Genomic DNA, 1,304 nt, shown 5'->3' on the forward strand with positions numbered 1-1,304 from the left:
TTCGTCCCTGCTGACGCTCGCTACTCAGGCACAACGTCTTCGGCGTCGTGCTCGGCGCAGAAGGCACCGGCTGGGTTGGGCGTCACATAGTGGCAAGCGAAGCTAATCTTCCTCCGGTCCACTCGCGGGCTTTTTAGCTGGAGCCTTAGATGCTCAGGCGGCTGCTCGGCAATCATTTTGTGTTGGGGAGCGTCACCGGCCTCATGCCGTATTTGAGGACCCGGCAGGGCCGCGCCGGTTCGAATCCCGCAACAAGGACGCAGCGCGATCGTTCAGGCGCGACCTCGGCAGGGGCACAAAAGGTCTCGAACGGAAGACGCCACTTCGCGCGCCCGAGGCCGCTCCACGTGCCGGGCTCTATTCTTCCAAGCGAACGCGCGCGCCAAAGCGGACGGGCTTGCGGTGAAACAATTTCTCGTGCAAGCGCCGCGCCTGCTTCAACAGCCGGCCTTGATAAAGGCGGCCGGCGTCGATCACCTGATCATGCACCTCGACATGCTGCGCCGGCCGGTCCGCCAAAAACTGCTTCAGCGTCTCGAGATCCTGATATCCGCCGAGGATCTCCCGCAGCTTCTGCGCCTTCTCAACGCGTCTCAGGAAGCGACCTCCCGAAATCGCAGCGAAGAACGACATCTGGTAACGATGCACCACCACTCGCTTGCGTAGGTCATGCAGGTGCTCCGCCTCTTCCCAGTTCCTCACCTTACGCGCCTGAAGATAGGCCTCACGTAGGCCCCTGGAGATGTCAGCTTTCATGGCTTGTGCACGCAGATGTGTGCCGTGAAGGTCATGAGCTTGCGAAAGCCAGCGCTGCAATGTCTCGCGATGGACGGCTGCTTCCACTCCCTGGGAATCATCCGGACCGATGTGCTCTATAATTTGCGCGGCATCCTCGGCCGTGATCAGAGCGGCTTCCAGCAAAGCTGCAACCGCATCCCTGCAAGCCTGGCGGTCGCGTGCGGAGGAGAGGCTGCGCGCGGCGTCGGCTGCGGCACGACGCGCCTGCTTTGCCTCAGGCGTATCGATCAGCCTCAGCAGCGCGCGATACTCTTTTATCGCCTTGCGCGCTTCGTGAAGCATGATCGTTACGCTGCGCTCGGCCAGCGCGGCCTCGACCTTGCTCAGGCTCCGGTCCAGCTTCTGTACCAATGCCGCGCGAGCCCCTGAGAGGGTAGCTGCCTGCCGCTCTCGGCCCAGGGCACGTCGGCCGGAACGCAATGTGCGTGCTGAGACTGTTGAATTCCGCATCATCGGGAGAACTTGCCATATTTTCCGGCGGACGTCTGCCTCGACGCGCCCATCTC

The 1,304-nt window shown here is 62.4% G+C and carries 1 protein-coding gene; it reads right to left on the bottom strand.

Annotated features, from left to right (window positions below):
* Window positions 1–357 precede the first annotated feature (357 nt).
* On the bottom strand, window positions 358–1,149 hold the full coding sequence (locus tag V5F77_RS28835) for a CHAD domain-containing protein (protein ID WP_429008478.1): 792 nt from the start codon (window positions 1,147–1,149) through the stop codon (window positions 358–360).
* Window positions 1,150–1,304 lie beyond the last annotated feature (155 nt).

The organism is Roseixanthobacter psychrophilus (assembly GCF_043195195.1).
Lineage (GTDB): Bacteria > Pseudomonadota > Alphaproteobacteria > Rhizobiales > Xanthobacteraceae > NCEH01.